Origin of the sequence: Bradyrhizobium sp. LTSP857, from assembly GCF_000938285.1 — a bacterium.
Taxonomy (GTDB): domain Bacteria; phylum Pseudomonadota; class Alphaproteobacteria; order Rhizobiales; family Xanthobacteraceae; genus Bradyrhizobium.
Genome location: NZ_JYMS01000027.1, coordinates 217138 through 240630, shown reverse-complemented (window position 1 = coordinate 240630; position 23493 = coordinate 217138). Strand labels below are relative to the sequence as shown.

Sequence of the window (23493 nt, the reverse complement as noted above, 5' to 3'; positions counted from 1 at the left end):
ATTAAGGGCTCGATGCGAGGGTGCAACCAGATAAAACCCCCCAATGTCTGCGATGGACGCCAGCCTCGACGATCTCGACCACGACTATGCCGCCTCCGTCGCCGAAAGGGCGATGCGCGGCATGGCCGAGCAGCGGATTCCGCCGACGCCGAACAATTTCGCGGTCTGGTTCCATTATTTCGCAGGCAGCAATGACGATCTGCGCAACGCCATCGATCTCTTGATCGACCACAACCGCCCCTTTGACGCGGGGATCAATCAGGACCTGTTCGTGACCTATGTCGCGCCCAGTGCGGGCGCCGTCGCCTCCGAGACCTCCGAGCGGCTGCATGGGTTGATGGGCGCGGCGAAGGAGTTTTTGGCGACCGCGATCGCCGACAATCATTCCCAGATCCAGGCGATCAGCGAGGTCGCCGATCAGGGCCAGGCCGGCGTCGATCCGAAGGCGCTGGTAGCGCAGCTCATGAATGAGCTGGCGCGTGCGGCCACAAGGGCAACCCGGCTGGAAGCGGGCTTTGCGGAAAAGACCCGCGAGCTCGACGTGATCCGCGATTCGCTGACCAAATCCGAGCAGCGCGCCCGCACCGATACGCTGACCGGTCTGGCGAACCGGCGAGCGCTGGATGAATTCCTGCGCAAGGCGCAGACGACGGCGGATTGGGGCGAGCCGCTCAGCGTGCTCTTGCTCGACATCGACCACTTCAAGACCTTCAACGACAATTTCGGCCACGGCGTGGGCGACCAGGTGCTGCGCCTAATCGCAAAGGTGTTGCGTGAAAAGGTGCGCGAGCAGGATCTTTCGGCCCGCTATGGCGGCGAGGAGCTGATCGCGGTGCTGCCGGATGCCGATCTTGCGGCTTGCACAGAGATTGCCGAGCGCATCAGGCGTGCGATCGGGGAGTGCAAGATCACGCGCCGCTCGACCGGCGAGGTCTTGCCCAACATCACGGTGTCGATCGGTGTGGCTCAATATCGGGCGGGCGAGACGATCGCCGATCTGGTCGAGCGCTGCGACCGCGCGCTCTATCTTGCCAAGGGCGGGGGCCGCAATCGGGTGGTGACGGAGACCGAGCTCGATCGCGCCTGGGCCGCGGGTTAGCCGCTAGCCTGCCATCGCGATTTCGGCCGTGGTGCCCTCGATCCGCAAAATGCCGTGCTCGACGACATTGTTGCGGCCGCGGTGCTTTGCTGCGTAGAGCGCGGCGTCAGCGGCCTCGATCAGATCGCCCGGACGCAAGGTCTCGTTCGGCCGCGTCGCGGCAACGCCGATCGAGACGGTGACGATCATGTGGGCGGATGTGATGTGCGGCAGGCAGAGCTTGAGCACGGCTGCGCGCACCAGCTCGCCGATCTCGACCGCGCGCATCACGTCGGTGTTCGGCAGCAGCAGGCAGAACTCCTCGCCGCCATAGCGCGCGGCAAAGCCCATGGTGTCGGCGGCGATGCCGGACAGCGACTCTCCGAGCCGGGTCAGGCAGGAATCGCCTTCGAGATGGCCGTAGGTGTCGTTGAACAGCTTGAAATGGTCGACGTCGATCATCAGCAGCGCGAGCTCGCTGCCATATTGCTGGGCACGCATCCATTCGAAGTCGAGGCGGCTCTGGAAACCGCGGCGGTTGGCGAGCCCCGACAGCATGTCAATCGAGGCCATCACCGTCAGGCGGTCGTTGCTCTCGATCAGCTGGCGCTCGCGCTGGCTGAGCTGGGCGGCCATCCCGTTGAAGGCGCGCGCCAGCGGCACGAATTCGGACGGCAGGCGATTGCGCGCTGCGCGCGCCGACAAATCGCCTTCGCCGAGACGCTTGGCCATGTCCGCCAGCATCTCGATCGGCTTGATCACGAGCTTCTCGGCAGCGATCAGCGCGCCGAACAGCACGAACACGACGACGAAGGCCAACTGGAGATAGGCGGTGCGGATGTCGCGGCTGACCGCCGCGGACACCTTGTCCTCGTCGATGCTGGCGATCAGGCGGGCATTGGTGCCGGCGATGCGGGTATAGCTGACTGCGCGCCGTGAGCCATCGGCGGCGAGGAACGACAGCGAGCCTTCATCCTGGTCGGACCGCAGCGCCATGTCGGCAATCGCCGACATCAGCGGCATGTTGTCGAGCGGGCGTCCGACCGCGCTATGCTGGTCGGCGGGCGCAGCCAGCACGGTGCCGGCGCTGTCGACCAGCACCGCCGTGATGCCGGCGCGGCCGCCGAGATTATTCATGACCTTCGACATCCAGTCGAGATTGACGGTCGCAAGCACGACGGCATCGGCAACGCCGCTGAAGGCGGAGACCGGATACACCGCCATGACGGTCGGCGTCTGCACGGGGCGCGACAGGATGAAGTCGGACAGCACGAAGCGGCCGGTCTCCTGCGCCTGCTGGAAGTAGGGCCGGTCGCTGAGGTCGAGACCCACATACATGTTGTTAGTCGCGCACTGGATGCGGCCTTCCTGACTGGCGATCAGCAGCGTGCGGATCCAGGGAAGGCTCGTCGGCAGGCTCGCGCGCAGCACGTCGCAGCTCTTGCTGACGCCGCCGGCAGAAGCGCGGATGAAGGCCTCGGATTTCAGGATGGTCTCGACCGACGAGATGACTTCGCGCTGCGCATCGGCGCTGTGCCTTGCAACGGTGGTGAATTCGGCCGTGGCCTGTGCAATCTGCTTGGTACGGGTGTCTTCGAGCGAGCGGATGCGCTCGAGCATCAAGGGGGCTACAAGAATCACCGCGAGCAAAGCAAGCCGCGCCCGGATTCCGAGGACCTGCTTGAGTTTTACGCGTTTGCGGTTGAAACTGACGTTCGCCATCTTCGCTACCCACCCCAATTGGCAAGGTAAAGCGAAGGGTTCAAAAACCCTTTCTTGAACTCGGTAAAATTGGAACTACTTCCGTTACTCCCGCGAGTCGATCGACGTCATGACAGAAGCCAACGCTGCGCCGGTAACCGGCCATTCACCAAACGCGCTTGCCGCGGTCGAAGCGGAAATTGCGCGCGCCTGCAAGGATGCGCGCCGTGAACGGAGCGCGGTGACGTTGATCGCGGTGTCCAAGACCTTTGCGTCGGATGCAATTATCCCGGTAATCGGCGCCGGACAGCGCGTATTCGGCGAGAATCGCGTGCAGGAGGCCAAAGGCAAGTGGCCGGAGTTAACGACTGCTTACCCGGATATCGCGCTGCATCTGATCGGGCCGCTGCAATCCAACAAGGCGAAAGAGGCGGTGGCGCTGTTCGATGCCATCCACTCGGTTGACCGTCCGAGCATTTGCCAGGCGTTAGCCAAAGAAATCGAATCCCAGAAAAAGCACCCGCAGCTCTTCGTCCAGATCAATACCGGCGAGGAGCCGCAGAAGGCCGGCATCGCGCCGGGTGAGGCCGACGCCTTCCTCGCGAGCTGCCGCGGCACCTATGGGCTGACGATCTCCGGCCTCATGTGCATCCCGCCGGTCGACGAGCCTCCGGCCGCGCATTTCGCGCTGACCACCAAGATCGCCGCGCGCAACGGCTTGCAGAACCTGTCGATGGGCATGAGCGCGGACTATGCGACCGCCATCATGCTCGGCGCCACGCATGTACGCGTGGGGAGTGCGATTTTCGGGCATCGGTAGTTGTTGTCGTCCCGGCCTTCGCCGGGACGACACTGGTGTGTGAGGTGTCTATTCGAACCTCACCGACACCTTCCCCAGCGCCCCAAAATCCACCGCAAACTGATCGCCCGCCTCAATCGGCAGCGGCGGATGGCATGTGCCTGTTGTCACCACCTCCCCTGCCCGCAACGGAATGCCGAGCCCGCGCAATTCATTGGCGAGCCAGGTCAACGCAACACGGGGATCGCCGAGCACGTTCTTGCCGTGGCCGATATAGCGCTGGCCACGCAGCGTGATCTCTGGCCGTTCTTCGACGAGGTCCATCGCGCGCCAATTGGCTGTCGTCGGCGCCCCCCAATACGAACAGATGTGCGCAGGCATGGTCGGCAATGAGCTGGGCTTCGCCGGCGCTGGCGAAATCGGCAAAGCGCGAATCGGGAATCGGGAATCTCGATCGCGGGATGCAATGTGTCGACGGCCGCGAGCACTTCATCGACGCTGTAAGGCGCCGGCCGCGGCGCCAGATCGCGGCCCATGCGGAAGCAGAATTCCGGTTCGCCGACGCGCATCGCATTGCCCTTCATCGACGCGGTGCCGCCATCGGCAATGACGGTGTCGCTGAGAATCCTTCCGGCCATTGGGCCCGCGACATTGATGTGCTTCTGGCCAGCCTCGCTCGTCGCCGCGATCTTCCAACCAAACACTTTTCCGCTGAGCGCAGCCTGGACGGCGTAGCCCTCGGCGCGGGTCTGCGGCCGCAAGCGTGTCTCGAGCGCATCAAGCTTGGTGCCGTCGCGCCAATGTTGAGCGAGGATTCGCGATGCGGCGGCGATCTGATCCTTGTCGAGCATATGTCCTCACCCGATGATGATTCTTGTTCGTGGCCCCAATCGCCGCAGCAATCGCAGCATCGCAGATTTCGTCATGGAGACGCAGCCCGCGGTCGGGCCGAAATTGTCGCGGGCCAGATGCAAGAACACCGCGCTGCCGCGGCCGGCGATCCGCGGCCTGGTATTGTGATCGATCTCGATGATGAAGTCATAGAGATGGTCGGCGCGCTTGAGCCGGTCGCCGTCCTGCTCGCTTCCGCGCCGGATCCACTGGTTGTAGTGGCGATCGCCGGGGTCCTCGCACCAGGCGTCCGCGCCGGTGATGATCCGGGCCGGCAGGAATGTTCGCGGCCGGCTGTGACGGTCGCCCCGCCACCACAATTGCCGCGGCCGGAAGCTGCCTCTGGGGGTGCCGCCGTCGCCCTCGCGCTTGTTGGCCAAAATGCCGCCGCGACCCAGCGCCACCGGGATCGTCAGCGGTCCGGCGGTCAGCCAGCCGCGGCGTGGATTGCCGGCAGCAGGCTTAACGCGGATCGCGGAGAGCTGCCCGGAGCGCCGAATCTTGGTGTAACCGGTTGAATTGGCGTTGTTTTTCATGTGAAAGCGCGGTGTCGAATTCATTACAGGACATTCATCAGACCGCCCTGCTATTCTAGGTTAGTGTAATTCCGGCTTGTGAATCGGTAACAGCCCACTACTTCAACACGAACAACAATAAAAACAGCGACCCCAAAACTTTCCATTACGGCTGGGTGCGGCATGAATGCGCGCCGAGCCGGACTCCAAAAGGATGACCCCCTATGGCCAATGCCCGCAAGATCCTGATCGTGGACGACGATACCGATCTGCGCGACACGTTGGTGGAGCAATTATCGCTACACGAAGAATTTGAAGCCTCTGCCGTCGATACCGGCGCCAAGGGCGCGAGCGCGGCCAAGGCCAACGCCCCCGATCTCGTCCTGATGGATGTCGGCCTCCCCGACACCGACGGCCGCGAGGTGGTCCGTTCCTTACGCAAGGGCGGCTTCAAGGCGCCGATCATCATGCTCACCGGGCATGACACCGATTCCGATACGATTTTGGGCCTGGAATCAGGCGCCAACGACTATGTCGCAAAGCCCTTCCGCTTTGCCGTGCTGCTCGCCCGCATCCGCGCCCAGCTTCGCCAGCACGAGGCCAGCGAGGATGCGGTGTTCTCGGTCGGGCCCTACAGCTTCCGTCCCGGCTCCAAGATGCTGACCGCTGCCAACGCCCGCAAGGTGCGGCTGACGGAAAAGGAGACCGCGATCCTGCGCTTCCTTTACCGGGCCGGCCAGATGCCGGTGTCGCGCGAGACCCTGCTCCAGGAGGTCTGGGGCTACAATTCCGGCGTCACCACCCACACGCTGGAAACCCACATCTACCGCCTCCGCCAGAAGATCGAGAAGGACGCCGCCAACCCGGAAATCCTGGTGACGGAAGCCGGTGGCTACAAGCTGGTGCCGTGATACGCTTCGGGGGCATGCGAATCGTTTTAGATTGCATGCCCTTGAGCCTCGGATCTGAATGTCAATCGACGACGACGTAGCGCTTCTCGAGCGTGTCCCGACACTGCGCCTGTTGGGAGAGGCCTCGTTGCGCATGCTGGCGATCGGCTCCGAGCAACGTGATTTCGTCCGCGGCGACGTCCTGTTCAATCTCGGTGACGACGCCGATGCCGGCTTCGTGGTCCAGCGCGGCGCCTTTCGCGTCGATGACGGTGCCGGCGCCGAAATGATCGCAGGTCCGGGCACGCTGATCGGCGAGCTCGCGCTGGTGGTGCCGATGAAGCGGCCGTCAGGCGCGATCGCGCTGGAGCACTCTTCCGTTATCCGCGTCGCGCGCAGCCTGTTTCAGCGTGTGCTGGAGAGCGACCCTGCCGCTGCGCTGCGCCTGCGCGATGAATTCGCGATTCGCTCCAGCCAAATCGCCAGCGATATTCTGATGGCGGGTGCGAAGCTGAGCACCTAGGCCTCTCGCTCGTCATTCCGGAGTGCGACGAAGTCGTGAGCCCGGAATGACGAGAGGTTAAACGTCCAGCGTGACCGTCACCGGCACGTGGTCCGACGGCCGCTCCCAGCTTCGCGCATCGCGCAAAATCTTGAAATCGCTGACGGCGTCTTTCAGCGCGCGCGAGACCCAGATGTGGTCGAGCCTGCGGCCGCGATCGCCGACGGTCCAGTCGGCGGAGCGGTAGCTCCACCACGTGTAGACCTTTTCCGACATCGGGATGCGTTCGCGGGCGACGTCGACCCATTCGCCGGCGCTGAGCGCGGCCTGTAGCTTCTCGGTTTCGATCGGCGTGTGCGAGACCACCTTCAGAAGCTGCTTGTGCGACCACACGTCGTTCTCGTGCGGCGCGACGTTGAGATCGCCGACCAGGATGTGGCGGTCCTCGCCGCGCGGATGCAGCGGCTCGCACGCTTTCATCTCGTCGAGGAAGCGAAGCTTGTGGTCGAACTTTTCGTTGAGCGCGGGATCGGGAATGTCGCCGCCGGCGGGGACATAGAAATTATGCAGCACCAGCGGCTTTGCGATGTTGGCTTTTTCACCAAAGGACACGGAAATGTGGCGCGAATCCACCTTGTCGCAGAAGGTGCGGATGTCCTTTGACTCGAACGGAATCCTCGAGACGATGGCAACGCCGTGATAGCCCTTCTGCCCGTTCAGCGCGACGTGCTCATAGCCGAGCCGCTTGAAGCGCTTCAGCGGAAAGGCGTCGTCGATGCACTTGGTCTCCTGGAGACACAGCACGTCCGGCCGCGCGCTCTTGAGAAACTTCGCGACCAGATCGATGCGCAGCCGCACCGAATTGATGTTCCAGGTTGTCAGGGAAAAACGCATGAGGCATGCGTCTTAGCAAGCTCTCGTAGGGTGATCCAGCCGTAGGGTGGGCAAAGCGAAGCGTGCCCACCACTTCTTGTTCAATCGCGGAGAGATGGTGGGCACGGCGCTTTGCGCCTTTGCCGACCCTACGCACCGCGCCTATCCCGGCGACGGGCCGTAATTGGTAAAATCGATCTTGAACATGCCGGGATCGAGCTTCTTGCCAGCATCCAGATTATACACCGCGATCGTGGTGTCGTAGCCCTGCGGGTCGGTGACGGTCCATTGCTTCAGCTGGCCGTCCTTGGCGCCGATCATGAGCATGAGGCGGCTGGTGCCGACCAGGGCCTGCTTCTCCTCGATCGTCACGCTGACGAAGACGTCGTCGGCGGTGACGTTGACGACGTTGGTGTCTTTCATCAGATCGATGCGGTCCGAGAGCAGGAAACGCAGCGGCGTCTGCGACAGCGGATAGACGTCCTGCGTGGCGAGCTTGCGGTCGCGCACCACGACCGACGATCCGTCGGCGACGATGTCGATCGGGCTCGGCGGATCATATTCGAAGCGCACCTTGCCCGGCTTCTGGATGTAGAAATCGCCCTGCGTCTTGCTGCCGTCGGGGCCGACCTGGACGAAGTTTCCGACCAGTGTCGACAGCGACGACAGATAGGCGCTGACCTTGGCCGCCTGCGCCTTCTGGTTGGCATCGAAGGTCTGGAAGATGCTGCTCGGCACGTTGCGGCGCGGATCGGGAATGACCGGATTCGGCGGTGCCTGCGTCGCGCCGGTAATCGACGGTCCCCCCGAAGGCGGAGCATTGTCGCGGGCTTTCGGCGCCGGCTTCGGCACGGGCACGGTCTGCGCGAACGACGCTGCGGTCACCATCGCGGCGGTGACGAGAAGCACGCCGGCCACGCGCGCGCTACGCGCAGCGATGGAGGCAGCGAATCGAATGTCCGGATGTCTGATCAACGCGTCGTCCTGTGTGGCTGGGCGTCGTTTTAGCGTGATTTCGGGTAAAAGCGGAGATCGTTTTTGCGTGAAAAGGTCATTTCGAGGCAGCGCCTCACATATGGCTGTCTTCTTCCTCGACCAGAATCTCGCGCTTACCGGCGTGGTTGGCGGGTCCGACAATGCCTTCCAGTTCCATACGCTCCATCAGCGATGCGGCGCGATTATAGCCGATCTGGAGGCGGCGCTGGATGTAGCTGGTGGAAGCCTTGCGGTCGCGTTTGACGATGGCAACGGCCTGCGAGAACAAATCGCCGCCGCCGTCCGCGCCCATGGCGGACGCGTCGAACACCGCGCCGTCCTCGTCCTCGGTGGGCTCTTCCGCTGTGACCGCCTCGAGATATTCCGGCTGGCCCTGCGTCTTGAGGTGACGCACCACCTTCTCGACTTCCTCATCCGATGCAAAGGGACCGTGCACGCGGCTGATGCGGCCGCCGCCGGCCATGTAGAGCATGTCGCCCTGGCCGAGCAGCTGCTCGGCGCCCATCTCGCCCAAAATGGTACGGCTGTCGATCTTCGAGGTGACCTGGAAGGCGATGCGGGTCGGGAAGTTCGCTTTGATGGTGCCGGTGATGACGTCGACCGACGGACGCTGCGTGGCGAGGATCACATGCAGGCCGGCGGCGCGCGCCATCTGCGCCAGGCGCTGCACCGCGCCCTCGATGTCCTTGCCCGCGACCATCATCAGGTCGGCCATTTCGTCGACGATGATGACGATGTAGGGCAGCGGCTCGAGCGAGAGCTTCTCTTCCTCATAGATCGCCTTGCCGGTCTCCTTGTCGAAGCCGGTGTGCACCGTGCGCGTCGGCTCTTCGCCCTTGGCCTTCACTTCGAGCAGGCGCGCATTGTAGCCGTCGATGTTGCGCACACCGAGCTTGGCCATGTTCTTGTAGCGCTCTTCCATCTCGCGCACGGCCCATTTCAGCGCGACCACCGCCTTCTTCGGATCGGTCACGACCGGCGTGAGCAGATGGGGAATGCCGTCATAGACGGAGAGTTCGAGCATCTTCGGATCGACCATGATCAATCGGCACTGATCGGGACGCAGCCGGTAGACCAGGCTGAGGATCATGGTGTTGATCGCGACCGACTTGCCGGAGCCGGTGGTACCGGCGATCAGCATGTGCGGCGTGCGGGCGAGATCGATGATGACGGGATCGCCGCCGATGGTTTTGCCGAGGCAGAGCGGCAGCTTTGCCACCGTCTCGACAGTCTCCTTGGCGACCAGCAGCTCGCGCAGATAGACCTTTTCACGATGCGCGTTCGGCAGCTCGATGCCGATGGCGTTGCGACCGGGCACGACGGCGACGCGCGCCGACAGCGCGCTCATCGAGCGGGCGATGTCGTCGGAGAGGCCGATCACGCGCGACGATTTGATGCCGGGCGCCGGCTCCAGCTCGTACAGCGTGACGACGGGACCCGGATGGGCCTTCACGATCTCGCCGCGCACGCCGAAGTCCTGCAGCACGCCTTCGAGCGATCGCGAATTGGCTTCCAGCTCGGCCTTGCTGAGCGGCTGGCGATCGCCGGCCTTGGGCGCGGCCAGCACGGACACGGACGGAAGCTCGAACTTGTCGGAGGATTTCTTGGAAGCCGCCTTCGGCGCGGCCTTCTTGCGCGGTGCGCGCGCGGCAGGCTGCTCCTCTTCCTCGTCTTCGCCTTCTTCCTCGCCGTGCTCGTCGTCGTAGTCCTCGTCTTCGGACTGCGGCGAGATCGAAGGCGCGGCACGGCCTCCGAGATTGGGTTCCTGGCGGCTGAAAGAAACGGCCTTGGCCTTCGGTCCGCTCGAGACCAGCGAGCGATAGGCGGTGCCGAGCAGCCAGATCAGCCGCGCCTTGGTGCTCATCAGCGCGTGGAACAGCCAACCCAGCGAGACCGAGCCGCGGTCGCTCTCCTCGTCTTCATCAAGCGGCTTGTCGTCGTCTTCGATCTCCGCGAGATCTTCGTCATGTTCGCGTGCGCCAAGACCGCAGGCGATCAGGAAGGTCGCGGCGAGCGCGACGAACAGAATGATGCCGAGCACCATGCGATAGATCGCGCCGGGTGGGCCGAAGATCACCGCGGGCGCGCGCACCAGCGCATCGCCGACCACGCCGCCGAGCCCGGTTGGCAGCGGCCAGGCGCCGCCGTGCGGCCAGCAGCTCACAAAGCCCGCCGCGATCACCGTGCAGAGTATCCAGCAGCCGAGCCGCAAGGCCTCGCGGTCGAACGGGCGGTGGGTCATCATGCGCCAGCCCCACACCGCGACCGTCAGGATCAGCATGATCGCGCCGAGCCCGAGGATCTGCATCGCGAGATCGGCGCCGATTGCGCCGGCATAGCCGAGAATGTTGCGGATCGGCCGTGAGGTCGCGTGGCTGAGGCTCGGGTCCTGCACCGACCAGGTCATCAGCGCGGCGGAAGCTGTGCCCGACAAGATGATCAGGCCGAAGCCGGTGAGCTCGCGCACGCGCCGGCTCAGCGCCTCGCGGATCGATGGCGGCAGATGGCCGACCAGGGGAATGACGCGTTCGATTGCCGACATGCTCACGGGCCCCGCCTAACCCAGAGTCTCGACCAGCCGGTGCAGCGCCTGCGCCGTGGTCTCACCATCCTGCACCAATGCCAGACGAATATAGCCCGCACCGGGATTGAAGGCGTCGGGCTGGAGCCGCGCCAAAAAGCTGCCGGGCACCACGCGCACGCCGGCTTCCGTGAAGAGTTTCAGACACACCGATACGTCGTCGCCGATCTCGGACGTATTGAGCCAGACGCAGAAGCCGGCGTCGGGCCGGCGATAGCCGTAGCGATTGCCGATGATCTGGTCGGCGAGATCGAACTTGATCCGGTAAAGCCTGCGGTTCTCTTCGACATGCGCTTCGTCGCCATAGGCAACGGTCGCGACATGCTGGAGCGGAACTGGCACCTGGGGCGCCGCGATGTTGCGCTGCTCGAGGAACATGCCGATGAACTTCTTGTCGCCGGCCGCGAAGCCGACGCGCAGGCCCGGCAGGTTGGAGCGCTTCGACAGCGACTGGAACGCAACCACGCGGGTGAAGTCGGGGCCGGCGCATTCGAGCGCGCTGCCCGGTGCCTCGCGGGTGTAGATCTCGGAATAGCATTCGTCGCTCAGGATCACGAAGTTGTAGCGATCAGCGAGGCTCTTCAGGCGCGTGAAATAATCGCGCGACGCGACGGAGCCCTGCGGATTGGCAGGCGAGGCCAGATAGAACGCCACCGTGCGCGCCAGCGTCGCTTCGTCGACGGCGTCGAGATCGGGCAGGAAGCCGTTCTCGACCGTGGTTGGCAGATAGACCGGTTCGCAGGCCGCGGCGCGGGCGCCGGCGCCATAGACCGGATAGAACGGGTTCGGCATCAGGATGGCGGGCTTGCCGGGGCGAGGGCCGACATAGCGTGCGGCCGTGATCGCGGCGAGGAACAGCCCCTCGCGGCTGCCATTGAGGACGAGAATCTCGCTCTTGGGGTCGAGCGGTCGCGGCAGCTTGAAGCGCGACGACAGCCAGGCGCCCGCTGCTTTGCGGAATGGCTCGGTGCCCTGATTCATCGGGTAACGGCCGAAATCGGCGATGTGCTTGGCCAGCACCGGCCCGACGAAGTCAGGCACCGGATGCTGCGGCTCGCCGACCGCGAGCGAAATCAAGGGCTTGCCGGGCTGATGCGGCGCCAACAGCTCGTTCAGCCGGACGAAGGGCGAGCGTTCGGTATCGGAGCTTCCACCTTCCAGCGGCGCACGGGATGAAGCGGTCATTGCCATTCTGGGCGCCAGCACTCTTGGAACAGCCGGTCGCACCAAGGCGCCGGCGGGAAACGGTTCAGTTCACCATAGATAGGGCGAGGTTAAGACGCGATTAACCATCGACCGGCGGGCCCGTCCAGAGCGGAATAATTGGGCCGGATAACAACGGGATGGCGGCGGCGGTTCTCACCTCTCCCGCCTGCTTGCGGGAGAGGGAGTGCACCGCTCGATCCGACCTTCAATGCGCCGGCAGCTTCTCGAATGTTGCCATACCTGACGGGATCGAATGGAACTCCTGCTTGTCGCAGGTGTAGATCGCCATCTGCGGATGGAACTGCTTGGGCTCGTCCAGCGTGCCGACCTTCACGATCGTCGCCGGCAGTCCCGGAACCTTCGTCACCAGATGGGTGCCGCATTCGGCGCAGAATTCCCGCGTGACGGCGCGCGCGAGATCCTTGCGCGTGAACTGCTTGGGATGTCCGGTGATGTAGGTGAAGCCCGCCGCCGGCATCGCGATGAACGTGTTGGGCGCGCCGCCCGAGATGTACTGGCACTCGCGGCAGTGACATTGGGCCTGCATCATGGGATCGCCTTCGGCCACGTAGCGCACTTCACCGCAATAGCATCCGCCTTCCAAACGCATGACGACCTCCCGGTTTGTTGTTCGTTGTGGTCGATATTTCTGCGCCGGTGACCTGGAATGGCAATCTTTTTCTTCTGTCCAAGCGGACAAAAGAGGTCGCCTGGCGATCGTCCTGCGGACACTATCTCTTGGCAAGCCCGCAGCCGTTAAATCCTCGGCCGCGCCAGCACCCGCTGCTCATGCACTCTGCTTCCAGCCGCGGGCAAGCGGTCGAGGCGCAATCCGGACGGCCGCCGCGACTGACACAAGCTACGGCGCACCTGCCTCGCATCGCTGAGCAGCTCAGCCCGCTTCCGGTCTGCCGAGGTTGCCCACCGTCGCGCTGTTCGGGCGCGACCACGGCTGACTTGTCGTCGCGCTTGGTGGCGCGCTTCGGATCGGCTTGGCCCGGATTTGCTCCCGGGCTCTGCGGCGCTAGCTTCGACAGTTCCATCCGGCATGGCCGCGCAGTTTCGGTACGAACGCCGGTCCCGCTCGAATCCTTCAACGCGAGGGCGATCTTGTACTGATAGGAGCTGCCGGCGAGCCGACGCAGCGGGTCGTTCTCGCCAATAACGCCTTTGACAGTGATGCTGGCGCTGCCGTCGGTCTCGATCTTTCCATCATAGATGGTCGAACCGGGTTTGCCCTCGTCGCCAAAGGCGGCTTGAAGCACCCCGTCCTTGATGCGCAGGGCGTATTGGTAATAGCCCTCCGCAAATGGCGGTCTGCTCTCGCAGGTTTCCTTGCCGATCCAGGTTCCGTCGAAGGCGGTGGTGCGCTTCACGTCGTCTGCGGGTTTTGTCAGCGCGGCGATGCGGGATTTTGCGAGATCCACGAACGTACAGGTCGGGAATCGTACGAGGTGGTCCTTGAATGCGGCAAGCGTACCAAGCGCTTCCGCGCTTCGCCAATGATCTCCGGCATCGGCACAAGGATCGGCCTGAGGCGCTGCTGGGGATAGCGCCGCCGTCTCTGGCTTGCCGTTCAGATAGAACTCGCCGAAGAACGACAGTGAAAGCTCGGGGACCTGCGAGCCTTTGGTCCGCTGGTAGACGCCGGCGCTGATGATCTGAAACACCGTATTGATATTGTCCCTGTCACGAATGTGCTCGAGGAACGCGCTGGTATAGGGGCTGTTGCGGCCGTTGCCGTCGTCGGCCGTGCGCCCGGCCTGGGTCGCATAGGAGATGATGGTGCCTTCCGGGCTCTCCATCTTGGCGAGGCCGCGTGCGACGGTTACGCCGCGACCCTGTCCAACGTTCCGCCGCAGCTCGTCGGCAAACGGGTTGTCGCGGCAGGCATCGAGCACGAGAATCCGCAGGTTCTTTGCCTGTTGCAGGTCAGCGAGAATCTCGTCGGCTCGCACAAGGCGCCGCAGATCGACCTCGTCGCGGACGACGGCATCGACCGGCACCAGATAGTTCACGCCGGCGAACTGGAGGGCGTGTCCACTATAGTAAAACAAGGCAACGTCGGCGCCGCGGGCTTCACGCGCAAAGCGAAGCACGGTCTCCTGCATGGTTGCCTGATCGAGATCGATCGCGATGAGAGGATCGAAACCCGCTCGCTTGAGGGCGGCGCCGACATCGGCCGCATCATTGGTCGGATTGGCGAGTGTGGGAACGTTCCTGTAGGCGCCGTTGCCGATCACCAGTGCGACGCGCTTATCAGCCTTGGCGTCGGGGGCCGACAAGGCCAGCGAAAGAAGACACAGGGCCAGGCAATGCAACAAACGCATAAAATGGCGCTCCAGGGAGAGCATCATACTCGCCGGTGTCGCGACAATGCAATTTGGCTCTGCGCCGGTCCCGCGGCCGCGGCTGCCCTCGGGGCAAAAAGAAAGGGGCTCCAACTTGCGCTGGAGCCCCTCAACGGTCGGGGCATTGCCGGGTATGTGCCCAAACCGTAGTTGTGGGTGCGATCCCCGAGGGGATCGCGCCCCGGGAGGACAGTTACATGTTGTAGGCGCGCTCGGTGTGCTCGGTGATGTCGAGACCTTCACGCTCGGTCTCGACATTGGCGCGGAGGCCAACGATCACATCGACGACCTTGTAGAGGATCGCCGAACCGATGCCCGACCACACCAGCGTGGTGCAGACCGCCTCGATCTGGGAGATCATCTGCGCCGCGAAGTCGTAATCGGCAACCTTGGGCGGGATCGCGGTGTAGTCGATGATGCCAGCACCACCGAGAGCCGGGTTGACCAGGATGCCGGTGCCGAGGGCGCCGACGATGCCGCCGACGCAGTGCACGCCGAACACGTCGAGGGAGTCATCGTAGCCGAGCGCGTTCTTCACGACGGTGCAGAAGAACAGGCAGACCACGCCGACCACGAGACCGAGGACGATCGCACCCATCACGCCGGAGAAGCCGGCGGCAGGCGTGACGGCCACGAGGCCCGCGACAGCGCCGGAGATGACGCCGAGCACCGACGGATGACCCTTCACGATCCACTCCGCGAACATCCACGACAGCGCGGCGGCTGCGGTGGCGACGAAGGAGTTGGTCATGGCGAGGGCAGCGCCGCCGTTGGCTTCGAGGTTGGAGCCGGCGTTGAAGCCGAACCAGCCGACCCAGAGCAGCGAGGCGCCGATCATCGACATGGTCAGCGAGTGCGGAGCCATCAGCTCCTTGCCGTAGCCGGTGCGCTTGCCGATCAGCAGAGCGCCGACGAGACCTGCAATGCCGGCGTTGATGTGCACCACGGTGCCGCCAGCGAAGTCGATCGCGCCCTTCTTGAAGATCCAGCCGGCGTCGGCATTGATCTCGTCGAGCTTGGCCTGAGCCGCGGTCTTCGCCGCTCCATCAGCCGCAGCAGCAAGCGCCTTGGCTGCATCCTGGATCGCGTCCGGGCCGGGCCAGTACCAGACCATGTGCGCGATCGGGAAGTAGATCAGCGTGACCCAGAGCGGGATGAACAGGGCGACCGCCGAGAACTTCATGCGCTCGGCGAAGGCGCCGACGATGAGGGCGGGCGTGATGGCCGCGAAGGTCATCTGGAAGCACACATAGACGAGCTCCGAGATGTTGGCGTCGACGCTGAAGGTCGCGGCCTTCGAGTCGGTGGTGACGCCCATCATGAAGGCCTTGGAGAAGCCGCCGATGAAGTCGGAGCCGCCGGTGAAGGCGAGGCTGTAGCCGTACACGGCCCAGATCACGGTGACGACGCAGACGGTGTAGAACACCTGCATCAGGACCGAGAGCATGTTCTTGGAACGAACGAGGCCGCCGTAGAACAGCGCGAGACCCGGGATCGTCATCAACAGCACGAGCACTGTCGATGTCAGCATCCAGGCGTTATCTCCCTTGTTGACCGTTGGCTCGGCATAGGCTGCGGTCGCAGCGAACAGGCCGACTGCGAGAGCCGCCAATCCCGCGCCATAGGGACGCTTAAACGTCATTTCATTTACTCCTGATTGGATTTTGGTTGAGCGCGAAATCAAAGGGCCGCGGCGTCGGCTTCGCCGGTGCGGATGCGAACCGCATGGTCGAGGCTGATGACGAAGATCTTGCCGTCGCCGATCTGTCCGGTTTTCGCAGCGGACGTGATGGCGTCGATGGTCTTGTCGACCTGGTCGGAGGCGACAGCGACCTCGATCTTGATCTTGGGCAGGAAGCTCACGGCATATTCAGCGCCGCGATAGATTTCCGTATGGCCTTTCTGACGGCCATATCCCTTGACTTCCGTCACCGTGAGACCGTGAACGCCAATGGCGGTCAGGGCGTCACGGACTTCTTCCAGCTTGAATGGCTTGATAATCGCCATAACAATTTTCATGGGTCCTATCCCCGCTTGGGCCCGGTCCGGACGTGGCCGGGCGTTTCTCGACTGGTTCGCCACGAGGGAGAAGTTCACTACGCGGGCACAGCCACGACCTCTAGAATCAAATGCCGTGCCAGATCGGGCGCGTTGCCTAACGGACTATGAAGACGGGTGTTTTCGCGTTTGGCGGGTATTGCGCTGCAGTGCGCTATTACGTCGCGCTCAATACGTGACCATATCTGATTAAAATAAAGGCAAGACAGGCTGCAGACACAATGTTGCTCACGCGTCGGGCAGCTGAAAGGTATCTAATTATAGGTGAAGCTTACGGAAGTGCTTCGCCGTGAGGCGAAATATCGAGCCCGTCGCGTTCGTGCTCATGCGATACGCGTAAAAGACCGGCCGCTTGGACAGGACGAGGCTTGCCGGACGATATCCGGCTGAACGCCACCGTCAGCCCGTCACGCGGCGTCGCGCTCCACAAAGACCCGGTCGATCAATCCCCATTCGACCCCTTGCTGCGCGGTCATGAAGTGGTCGCGGTCCAGGGTCCGTTCCACCTCCTCCTCGGGGCGCCCGCAATGCTGGGCATAGAGCCGGGTGATGCGCCGCTTGGTTTCCTGCATTTCGGTGGCGTGGATCAGGATGTCGGAGGCCTGTCCCTGGAAGCCGCCGAGTGGCTGATGCACGTGAAGGCTTGCGTTGGGCAGGGCGGCGCGGTGACCGGGTTCGCCGGCCATCAGCAGGAACGAGCCCATGGAGCGCGCGGTGCCCATGCACAGCGTGTGGACCGGCGCCTTGATGAACTGCATGGTGTCGTACATCGCCAGTCCAGAGGTGACCACGCCGCCATAGGAATTGATGTAGAGATTGATCGGTCTGTTCGGATTCTCTGCCTCCAGGAACAGCAGCTGCGCGCAGACCAGTCCGGACATCGCATCATTGACCTCGCCGTTGAGGAAGATGATGCGCTCGCGCAGGAGCCGCGAGTAGATGTCGAAGGATCGTTCGCCGCGGGCGGATTGTTCGACGACCATAGGGACGAGCTGAAGCATGTCGCGCATCGGCGACCTCCATGTCTGCGGATGATGAAGTCTGTTTGCCGCTACTTGAGCATGATCTTTTCGGAAAACCGCTTCACACTTTTCCGGATCATGCTCTAGGCCGCCGCGCGCATCAGGCAGCAATTGCTGTTGGCCGCCTGCGGCAGCTTCGCGCGATCGTGGCAGGCTTGCTGGATGATGCGGAAGCGCGTGCCGCCGTCCTCGTTCGGTTCAATCCGGAAGATGACGTGGCTCTCGCGAAACGGCGGTTCGGAATCGCGAAGCCGGTACCGCACCTCTTCGCCGGCGATCGATGATTCCGGCTCGGCGCCCGCAAGGTCACGATCCGGCAGCCAGCGTTCGCGTAGCGCCGGAATGGTCACGGCGCGCCAGACCTTTGCCGGCGGCGCATCGAGATCATATTCGAGCACCAAGTCTGTTTCGGGCACCAAGTCTGCGTCGGAGGGATCAGGTTTCACGGCATCGCTCATTGATCCATATCCTTCAAGAGATCGGCGAGTGCTTCCATGCGCTTCGGCCAGTAGGCGCGATAGCGCGCAAGCCAGGCCCCGATGGCGACGATTCCATCCGGGTCGACTTCGTAGTTCACAAAGCGGCCCTGCCGCTGTTCACGCACCAGGCCTGCCGCGCGCAGCACCGCGAGATGCTGCGACATCGCCGGTTGGCTGATCTCCAATCCGTCGCGCAGAGTGCTGGCATTCAGGCTTCCGCCTGCAAGCTTCTCAAAGACCTTTCGGCGCGTGGGGTCGGCCAGCGCCTTGAAGATGTCGGCTTCGATCATGACGACACATAAGCATACACTTATGTGTCGCGCAAGCCCGAATGAGGTAGTCGGTCGCGTGCTCTTCGCGACTAGAGTGCGTCGCTATCGGTTTCGCCGGTGCGGATGCGCAGGGCGTGGTCGATCGGCGTGACGAAGATCTTGCCGTCGCCGATCTGCCCGGTGCGCGCCGACGCGGTGATCACGGCTACCGCCTTCTCGGCGATGTCGGAGGCGACCGCGATCTCGATCCGCAGCTTGGGCAGGAAGTTCACGACATATTCGGCGCCGCGATAGATCTCGGTGTGGCCCTTCTGCCGGCCGTAGCCCTTCACCTCGGTCACGGTCATGCCGTGGACGCCGATCGCGGTGAGCGCCTGACGGACCTCATCGAGCTTGAAGGGTTTGATGATCGCGACGACGAGTTTCATGGTCAGGCCTATTCCCCGGGATGCGCCGCGCCGTGTGTCCCCGGCGCAGCGTCAATCTGGCATCTTTCCGGGCAAATGGCATAAGAAACTTGCAGATTGAAGTGGAAAAACGCGTGCGCTTGTGAACCGCCGCCTCTGTACAGGGCAGCCGTTCATCCTTCACAATGCATTTTTGGCACGGATGCGGTGAACCCGCGCCTGCCGAACGGTACATAAGTATTTTGGGGGCGCGTCATGGCGAGTTGGTTCTACGCATCCGAGGGCAAGCAGCAGGGGCCCTATCCGGAAGGGCAATTCCGCGATCTCATCGCGCAGGGCGTCGTGCGCCCCGATACGCTGGTCTGGTCGGAGGGCATGGCGGGCTGGCAGAAGGCGGCTGAAATTCCCGGCCTCGTCGGAGGCGGCGCGCCGCCGATGGTGCCCGCGGGCGGTCCGCCGATGATGGGCGCCGGCGGCTATGCCGGTGCTGGCTATACCGGAGCCGGTGGCGGAGGATCGCTGTCAGTCGATTTCGGCATCCTCGAGTTCACCTGGCGCAGCATCGTGATGCTGATCGGCATGTGCTTCATCATCCCGGTGCCCTGGGTGTTCGTCTGGTACACGAAATGGATCGTGTCCTGCGTCAAGGTTCCGGGGCGGCCGAACCTCAGCTTCACCGGCAATGCGATGACGCTGGTGCCCTGGTATTTTGGCTTCGTCGTTTTGGCGATCGCTATCGCACTCTTCGGCAGCGCGTCGCTGAACAATGTGATCTTTATCGTCCAGGTCGTTCTCTACTGGCTCCTGCTCAAATGGATGGTCGCGAATCTCGCCTCCAACGAGCAGCCGCTCGGCCTCAGCTTCACCGGCTCGGTGTGGGCCTATATCGGCTGGAACCTGCTGTTCGCGATCTCCATCATCACCATCGTCGGCTGGGCCTGGGTCGCCGCGGCCCAGATCCGCTGGATGTGCCGCAACATCCAGGGCACACGACGCGACATCATCTTCAGGGGTAGCGGCCTCGGGATTCTCTGGCGCGGAATCGTGGCTGCGATCCTGTCTGGCTTCATTATCCCGATCCCGTGGGTGTATCGCTGGATGATGAACTGGTTCGCGTCGCAGACCGAGCTCGCTCCGCGCGGGTCGCTCTAAGCGATCGGCTCTTCCGCTCGCCCACGACGTATCAGGTGTGAATCGCCAGTTGCGCGGCGATCGCTTCCGCGACGGCGCGCATATCGCGCGCCAGCGCCAGCGCAGTTGCGCGATCGAGCTGACTGCCGAGGCCGACGGCCGCGACGGTGTGCGAGATCGTCCCCTTCGCGTTCAGGACGGGTACGGCGACGATCGTCACGCCTGCAATGTAATTGCCGCGATCGATGCTGAAACCCTGCTTGCGCACCTGATCGACCTCCTTGCGCCAGGCCTCAAAGGTCGGCGCGTTGTGCCAGCGCAGAAGACGAAAACGCTTCTCGATTTCCTTGTCCGGCTGGCCGCTGAAGGCGGCGACGCAACGGCCGGTGGCGCTGATCAACGCCGGAAAACGGCTTCCGATGTCGACATGAAGCCGCACCGGGGCCTGGCTGCGGGCCAGTGCTACGACGATCATGTTGTCCAGATCCGGGACCTCGACGCCGATCGCCATGACGCCGTAGCGGCCTGAAATCTCCTCGAGCTTCGGTCGCATCAGGCTGGGAAAGTCGGCGTGCTCGAGCACCGCGCGCGCCAGCGGCAGCATGCCGACGCCGAGGCTGTAGCGTTTGGTCTGCGGATCGACTTGCAGCAGATCTTCCGCCAGCAGCGCCCGCACGATGTGCAATGCAGTGCTCGGCACCAGGTCGAGAGTCTCCGCAATCGCCTTGAGACTCTGCGGCGTGGGGCTGCGGCTGAGCATGCGGAGGATGGCGACGGCGCGCGTGACCGCGGGCACGGCGCGGACACGGGGTGATCTGGGATTCGGCATGATTGTATCGGTACAACAGCGGCCGGGGTGCAACAACACCATCTCGTCACGACCACGCCAGTACAGCTTTGGTCGTCCTCGTCGCGCCGCGTGCACAACAAGGCCCGTCGCGACCTCTGCGTAATTGTATATATACAATCGATAGTGCTATTTGACAATTAGCGCGCCGTCGGTATCTTGCCGGCCATGAGCACGCTGACCGACCACACGAGCTATGCGGACGCGCAGGCCAATTTCTCTTCGGAGAAACTCTGGGAGTTGTTCGAGGGCAATCGCGCGCGCCTGAACATCGCGCATGAATGTATCGACCGGCATGCCGGCCGCTCCAACCCGGCGGTGATCGTTGTTCGCTCGGAAGGGCCGGACGAGGTGCTGGGCTTCGGCGAGCTCGCGGAAGCTTCCGCGCGCTTCGCGCATTATCTGGTGAGCCGCGGGATCAAGGCCGGCGATCGCGTCGCGGTCATGCTCGAGCCCTCGCGCGCCTTCTACGTGGCGGTGTTCGGGACCATGAAGGCCGGCGCCGTCGCGGTGCCGCTGTTCACGCTGTTCGGACCCGACGGCGTCAAGCTGCGCGTCGACGACTGCAAGCCGCGGCTGATCGTGACCAACGCGGAGAAGGCGCCGCTTCTCGCCGGGATCGGCACCGAAATCGTGGTCGCCGATGACGCCCTCCTGAGCGAGCTGCAACGTTTTGCGCCGCACTTCACGCCGGATACCGCGGCCGACGCGATGGCGCTGTTTCAATATACGTCGGGCACGACGCGCGAATTGCCCGAAGCGGTCAAGCACACGCATCGTTCGATCGTCACGCTGATGGTGGCAGCGCTGTACGGCACCGGTCTGCGTCCGGGCGACCGCTTCATTTGTCCGTCATCGCCGGCATGGGGACATGGGCTTTGGCACGGCACGCTGGCGCCGCTGGCGCTCGGCATCACCATCGGGGCCTATGCCGGCAAGTTCAATCCGGAGCGTCTGCTGGCCGCGCTCGGGCGCTATCAGTTCAACAACATCTCCGCCGCTGCCACTCATTATCGCATGCTGCGGAATTCGGGCGCCGCGCCGCGCTACCGCTACGCGCTGGAGAAATTGTCGTTCACCGGCGAACCCATCGACAGCGAGACGGCAGCCTTTGTCAACGAAACCTTCGGCCGTCAGGTTTGCAGCATGTACGGCACCACCGAGATCGGCGTGATCCTGGTAAGCTATCCCGGCGCACGCGATTTCGTCGTCAAGCCGGGATCGCTGGGCAAGCCGATCCCCGGCGGGCGCGTCGAAGTGCAGGACGCCGAAGGGCGGCCGTGCGCGCCCGGCGTCACCGGCGAGCTGAAGGTCTGGCGCCGTGGCGCGTGGATCGCGACCAAGGATCTCGGGCGCATCGATGAGGACGGGTATTTTTATCATGGCGGCCGGGCTGATGACGTCATCATCTCCGCCGGCTGGACCATGAGCGCCGTCGAGATCGAGGACGCGATCCTGAAGCATCCGCAGGTGCGGGAGGCCGCGGCCATTGGCGTCCCTGATTCCCTGCGTGGGCAGGTGGTGAAGGCCTTCGTGGTCACCGACAGACCCGGCGATACGTCGTTCGAGCACGAGATCCAGAACCTCGTGCGCCAGCGCCTCAGCCACCATGAGTATCCCCGTCTCGTCAGCTTCGTCACGGAGTTGCCCAAGACGCCTGCCGGCAAGGTCAACCGCAAGGTGCTGCGCGATCGGGAGCAGGCCGTCAAACAATCAGAAACGACGAGTTAGAGGAAAGGAACGCCACATGCTGGACACGACCGAAACCAGGTTTCCGAAGATCACCGAAGAGGGCCTCGACGATTTGCGCAAGCGCATCGGCGTCTCGATCGGCGTAACCGCCGAGCCCTGGTGCTACGAGGCAACGCGCGACAACATCCGTCACTACGCGCACGGCATCGGCGACGACAACCCGCTTTGGTGCGATCCCGAATACGCCGCCAAGACCAGCTATGGCGGCCTCATCGCGCTTCCGAGCTTCCTCTTCAGCACCAGCCGCATCGTGTCGGGCTATGTCGGCGGCCTGCCCGGCGTCCACGCCATGTGGTCGGGCGCCGACTGGACCTGGCACAAGGCTATCCGGCGCAACGACGTCATTTCGACCGAGGCAAAGTTGAAGGACCTCGTCGAGCATCAGACGCGTTTCGCCGGCCGCGCGATCCAGCAGACCTATCACGTCGATTTCTTCAACCAGCAGGGCGACCTCGTCGCCGAAGCGGATAGCTGGTGCTTCCGGACCGAGCGCGACCACGCGCGCGAGCAGGGCACCAAGTACAGCGACGTCAAGGCCCGCCCGCAGCGCCGCTACAGCGAGCAGGAACTGGCTGCAGCCTACAAGCACTATGCCGACGAGAGGATTCAGGGCTCGCGTCCGCGCTACTGGCAGGACGTCACCGAAGGCGAGGCACTGCCCGTGATGCTGAAGGGGCCGATGACGGTCACCGGATTCATTGCTTATGCCCAGGGCTGGGGCGGTCTCTACATCCGTGCCAACAAGCTCGCCTGGAAACTGCAGGACGCCCATCGCGGCCTCGGCATTCCGAACCGTTTCAATATTCCCGATTGTCCCGAGCGCGTGCACTGGGAAGAGGAATTCGCGCTCGAGGTCGGCGCGCCCGGCGCCTATGATTACGGTCCGGAGCGCTGCTCCTGGCTGACCCATCACCTCACCAACTGGATGGGCGATGATGGTTTCCTGCGCCGCGCGACCTGCAAGATCCGCCGGCACAATCCCGAGGGCGACATCCTGTTCATCAAGGGCAGGGTGAAGCGCAAATTCGTCGAGAACGGCCGTCACCTCGTCGAGATCGAACAGGAAGCGCGCAACCAGGACGATGAACTCTCGGTGCTCGGAACCGGCATCGTGGAACTGCCTAGCCGCACCTGACGACGAC

Annotated in this window: 22 protein-coding genes and 1 pseudogene; 7 read left to right on the top strand and 16 right to left on the bottom strand. The window is 63.7% G+C overall.

Translation table 11 applies throughout. From position 1 onward, the window contains the following. Positions 1-52: 52 nt before the first annotated feature. Entirely contained in the window at positions 53-1099 is a 1047-nt protein-coding gene (locus UP06_RS18595) for a GGDEF domain-containing protein (RefSeq protein WP_197087323.1), read from the top strand. Between the two features lie 3 nt (positions 1100-1102). On the opposite strand, the gene UP06_RS18590 is transcribed toward UP06_RS18595, so the two are convergent. Continuing rightward, positions 1103-2800, bottom strand: coding sequence for a diguanylate cyclase domain-containing protein (locus UP06_RS18590; protein ID WP_045004609.1), 1698 nt, complete (start codon positions 2798-2800; stop codon positions 1103-1105). A gap of 109 nt (positions 2801-2909) precedes the next feature. Here UP06_RS18590 and UP06_RS18585 point away from each other — a divergent pair, with 109 nt between their 5' ends. Then, positions 2910-3599, top strand: a complete 690-nt coding sequence (locus UP06_RS18585; RefSeq protein WP_045004607.1) for a YggS family pyridoxal phosphate-dependent enzyme — start codon at positions 2910-2912, stop codon at positions 3597-3599. A gap of 48 nt (positions 3600-3647) precedes the next feature. Here the strand turns inward: UP06_RS18585 and UP06_RS18580 are convergent. Both UP06_RS18580 and UP06_RS18575 read right to left on the bottom strand, forming a co-directional pair. Beyond that, positions 3648-4429, bottom strand: a pseudogene (locus tag UP06_RS18580) (2-keto-4-pentenoate hydratase). A gap of 6 nt (positions 4430-4435) precedes the next feature. Continuing rightward, positions 4436-5005, bottom strand: a complete 570-nt coding sequence (locus UP06_RS18575) for a L,D-transpeptidase family protein (protein ID WP_045004605.1) — start codon at positions 5003-5005, stop codon at positions 4436-4438. A gap of 203 nt (positions 5006-5208) precedes the next feature. Here UP06_RS18575 and UP06_RS18570 point away from each other — a divergent pair, with 203 nt between their 5' ends. Continuing rightward, complete coding sequence (locus UP06_RS18570; RefSeq protein ID WP_007598630.1) at positions 5209-5895, top strand: response regulator transcription factor; 687 nt, start codon at positions 5209-5211, stop codon at positions 5893-5895. A 58-nt stretch (positions 5896-5953) separates the two neighbouring features. Further along, positions 5954-6397: a cyclic nucleotide-binding domain-containing protein gene (locus UP06_RS18565; RefSeq protein ID WP_045004601.1), complete on the top strand. Its 444-nt coding sequence runs from the start codon at positions 5954-5956 to the stop codon at positions 6395-6397. 57 nt (positions 6398-6454) lie between these two features. On the opposite strand, the gene xth is transcribed toward UP06_RS18565, so the two are convergent. From xth to UP06_RS18505, 12 genes are all read right to left on the bottom strand, one after another. Next, complete coding sequence (xth, locus tag UP06_RS18560) at positions 6455-7270, bottom strand: exodeoxyribonuclease III (RefSeq protein WP_045004598.1); 816 nt, start codon at positions 7268-7270, stop codon at positions 6455-6457. Between the two features lie 141 nt (positions 7271-7411). Beyond that, complete coding sequence (locus UP06_RS18555; protein WP_045005012.1) at positions 7412-8167, bottom strand: outer membrane lipoprotein carrier protein LolA; 756 nt, start codon at positions 8165-8167, stop codon at positions 7412-7414. A gap of 151 nt (positions 8168-8318) precedes the next feature. Then, positions 8319-10793 carry a DNA translocase FtsK gene (locus UP06_RS18550; protein WP_045004596.1) on the bottom strand — a complete coding sequence of 825 codons (2475 nt, stop codon included), beginning with the start codon at positions 10791-10793 and terminating at the stop codon, positions 8319-8321. Between the two features lie 9 nt (positions 10794-10802). After that, positions 10803-12017 carry an aminotransferase class I/II-fold pyridoxal phosphate-dependent enzyme gene (locus UP06_RS18545; protein WP_045004595.1) on the bottom strand — a complete coding sequence of 405 codons (1215 nt, stop codon included), beginning with the start codon at positions 12015-12017 and terminating at the stop codon, positions 10803-10805. Between the two features lie 220 nt (positions 12018-12237). Further along, positions 12238-12642: a GFA family protein gene (locus tag UP06_RS18540; RefSeq protein ID WP_045004594.1), complete on the bottom strand. Its 405-nt coding sequence runs from the start codon at positions 12640-12642 to the stop codon at positions 12238-12240. 121 nt (positions 12643-12763) lie between these two features. After that, complete coding sequence (locus UP06_RS18535; protein WP_245305502.1) at positions 12764-14626, bottom strand: caspase family protein; 1863 nt, start codon at positions 14624-14626, stop codon at positions 12764-12766. Continuing rightward, positions 14577-16025 carry an ammonium transporter gene (locus UP06_RS18530; protein ID WP_045004593.1) on the bottom strand — a complete coding sequence of 483 codons (1449 nt, stop codon included), beginning with the start codon at positions 16023-16025 and terminating at the stop codon, positions 14577-14579. Before UP06_RS18530 ends, UP06_RS18535 begins: the two co-directional genes overlap by 50 nt. A gap of 38 nt (positions 16026-16063) precedes the next feature. Then, positions 16064-16402: a P-II family nitrogen regulator gene (locus UP06_RS18525; protein WP_027525082.1), complete on the bottom strand. Its 339-nt coding sequence runs from the start codon at positions 16400-16402 to the stop codon at positions 16064-16066. A gap of 446 nt (positions 16403-16848) precedes the next feature. Then, entirely contained in the window at positions 16849-17451 is a 603-nt protein-coding gene (locus UP06_RS18520) for an ATP-dependent Clp protease proteolytic subunit (RefSeq protein WP_045004591.1), read from the bottom strand. A gap of 95 nt (positions 17452-17546) precedes the next feature. Continuing rightward, on the bottom strand, positions 17547-17921 hold the full coding sequence (locus UP06_RS18515) for an SRPBCC family protein (RefSeq protein ID WP_045004590.1): 375 nt from the start codon (positions 17919-17921) through the stop codon (positions 17547-17549). After that, complete coding sequence (locus UP06_RS18510; RefSeq protein ID WP_045004589.1) at positions 17918-18232, bottom strand: ArsR/SmtB family transcription factor; 315 nt, start codon at positions 18230-18232, stop codon at positions 17918-17920. The genes UP06_RS18515 and UP06_RS18510 overlap by 4 nt, the downstream gene beginning before the upstream one ends. A gap of 71 nt (positions 18233-18303) precedes the next feature. Then, positions 18304-18642: a P-II family nitrogen regulator gene (locus tag UP06_RS18505; protein WP_045004588.1), complete on the bottom strand. Its 339-nt coding sequence runs from the start codon at positions 18640-18642 to the stop codon at positions 18304-18306. A gap of 234 nt (positions 18643-18876) precedes the next feature. Between UP06_RS18505 and UP06_RS18500 the strand changes: the two genes are divergently transcribed. Continuing rightward, a complete protein-coding gene (locus tag UP06_RS18500; RefSeq protein ID WP_045004587.1) occupies positions 18877-19773 on the top strand; it encodes a DUF4339 domain-containing protein in 897 nt (298 codons plus the stop codon). A 31-nt stretch (positions 19774-19804) separates the two neighbouring features. On the opposite strand, the gene UP06_RS18495 is transcribed toward UP06_RS18500, so the two are convergent. Beyond that, a complete protein-coding gene (locus UP06_RS18495; protein WP_045004585.1) occupies positions 19805-20581 on the bottom strand; it encodes an IclR family transcriptional regulator in 777 nt (258 codons plus the stop codon). Between the two features lie 186 nt (positions 20582-20767). Between UP06_RS18495 and UP06_RS18490 the strand changes: the two genes are divergently transcribed. Then, the gene (locus tag UP06_RS18490) at positions 20768-22330 is read left to right on the top strand and encodes an acetate--CoA ligase (protein ID WP_045004583.1); all 1563 of its coding nucleotides are present in this window, start codon (positions 20768-20770) and stop codon (positions 22328-22330) included. A gap of 16 nt (positions 22331-22346) precedes the next feature. Next, positions 22347-23486, top strand: a complete 1140-nt coding sequence (locus tag UP06_RS18485; protein WP_045004581.1) for an FAS1-like dehydratase domain-containing protein — start codon at positions 22347-22349, stop codon at positions 23484-23486. Positions 23487-23493: the final 7 nt, after the last annotated feature.

What these genes read in the sequence shown, in the direction of transcription:
- UP06_RS18565 (WP_045004601.1), top strand. Translation starts at nt 5,954, where the DNA reads ATGTCAATCGACGACGACGTAGCGCTTCTCGAGCGTGTCCCGACACTG.
- UP06_RS18540 (WP_045004594.1), bottom strand. Translation starts at nt 12,642, where the DNA reads ATGCGTTTGGAAGGCGGATGCTATTGCGGTGAAGTGCGCTACGTGGCC.
- UP06_RS18595 (WP_197087323.1), top strand. Translation starts at nt 53, where the DNA reads ATGGACGCCAGCCTCGACGATCTCGACCACGACTATGCCGCCTCCGTC.
- UP06_RS18485 (WP_045004581.1), top strand. Translation starts at nt 22,347, where the DNA reads ATGCTGGACACGACCGAAACCAGGTTTCCGAAGATCACCGAAGAGGGC.
- UP06_RS18585 (WP_045004607.1), top strand. Translation starts at nt 2,910, where the DNA reads ATGACAGAAGCCAACGCTGCGCCGGTAACCGGCCATTCACCAAACGCG.
- UP06_RS18500 (WP_045004587.1), top strand. Translation starts at nt 18,877, where the DNA reads ATGGCGAGTTGGTTCTACGCATCCGAGGGCAAGCAGCAGGGGCCCTAT.
- UP06_RS18490 (WP_045004583.1), top strand. Translation starts at nt 20,768, where the DNA reads ATGAGCACGCTGACCGACCACACGAGCTATGCGGACGCGCAGGCCAAT.
- UP06_RS18520 (WP_045004591.1), bottom strand. Translation starts at nt 17,451, where the DNA reads ATGCGCGACATGCTTCAGCTCGTCCCTATGGTCGTCGAACAATCCGCC.
- UP06_RS18515 (WP_045004590.1), bottom strand. Translation starts at nt 17,921, where the DNA reads ATGAGCGATGCCGTGAAACCTGATCCCTCCGACGCAGACTTGGTGCCC.
- UP06_RS18590 (WP_045004609.1), bottom strand. Translation starts at nt 2,800, where the DNA reads ATGGCGAACGTCAGTTTCAACCGCAAACGCGTAAAACTCAAGCAGGTC.
- UP06_RS18525 (WP_027525082.1), bottom strand. Translation starts at nt 16,402, where the DNA reads ATGAAAATTGTTATGGCGATTATCAAGCCATTCAAGCTGGAAGAAGTC.
- UP06_RS18495 (WP_045004585.1), bottom strand. Translation starts at nt 20,581, where the DNA reads ATGCCGAATCCCAGATCACCCCGTGTCCGCGCCGTGCCCGCGGTCACG.
- UP06_RS18530 (WP_045004593.1), bottom strand. Translation starts at nt 16,025, where the DNA reads ATGACGTTTAAGCGTCCCTATGGCGCGGGATTGGCGGCTCTCGCAGTC.
- UP06_RS18575 (WP_045004605.1), bottom strand. Translation starts at nt 5,005, where the DNA reads ATGAAAAACAACGCCAATTCAACCGGTTACACCAAGATTCGGCGCTCC.
- UP06_RS18570 (WP_007598630.1), top strand. Translation starts at nt 5,209, where the DNA reads ATGGCCAATGCCCGCAAGATCCTGATCGTGGACGACGATACCGATCTG.
- UP06_RS18505 (WP_045004588.1), bottom strand. Translation starts at nt 18,642, where the DNA reads ATGAAACTCGTCGTCGCGATCATCAAACCCTTCAAGCTCGATGAGGTC.
- UP06_RS18545 (WP_045004595.1), bottom strand. Translation starts at nt 12,017, where the DNA reads ATGGCAATGACCGCTTCATCCCGTGCGCCGCTGGAAGGTGGAAGCTCC.
- xth (WP_045004598.1), bottom strand. Translation starts at nt 7,270, where the DNA reads ATGCGTTTTTCCCTGACAACCTGGAACATCAATTCGGTGCGGCTGCGC.
- UP06_RS18510 (WP_045004589.1), bottom strand. Translation starts at nt 18,232, where the DNA reads ATGATCGAAGCCGACATCTTCAAGGCGCTGGCCGACCCCACGCGCCGA.